The sequence below is a fragment of the Chryseobacterium cucumeris genome, from assembly GCF_001593385.1.
Classification (GTDB): Bacteria; Bacteroidota; Bacteroidia; order Flavobacteriales; family Weeksellaceae; genus Chryseobacterium; species Chryseobacterium cucumeris.
Window position 1 is genome coordinate 1 of record NZ_LUVZ01000021.1, and the last position, 516, is coordinate 516.

At 34.7% G+C, this 516-nt stretch carries 1 protein-coding gene; it reads left to right on the forward strand.

The annotated features are described in order from the left end of the window. On the forward strand, positions 1 to 516 hold a 516-nt coding region (locus A1704_RS24480; protein ID WP_202967942.1), incomplete at both ends, for a hypothetical protein.

A 516-nucleotide genomic window follows, 5' to 3' on the forward strand; every position in this document is an offset into this window, starting at 1 on the left:
TGTATGGCTTTGATTCCAAAGCTTAAAGAGCTGTTTACTGATTTCAGAAACTATATTAAAAAAGAAAAATTAATTACCATACTAATTGCTGCCAATGTTTTCCTTCTTATATATAAAGGAGGAGTTGCTCACAAAATAATGATGGGTGGAGGGAAAAACATCTATGAGCAGCAGGTGCAGTCGGCAAAATTCCTGCATCAGTTTTATAATAATTCTAAAGTTGTAGCTAATGATATCGGAGCAATATGTTATTATACCAATATTCATTTGCTTGATATTGCCGGTCTGGGTTCTGTGGAAACGATTCGTTTTAATGAAGGTAAAAAGAAGTTTGACGGAAAGTTTGGAAGTTTTCTTACCCAATATAGTACAGATAATAAATATGATATTGCTGTTGTATATGAAGGTTGGCTTCAGGGATATGTTCCTGCAGGCTGGAAAAAAGCAGCTGTTCTGAAAATTGAAGAAAAAGTAACGGTGGCAAGACTTGAAGTTTCCATCTACGCTATAGATACA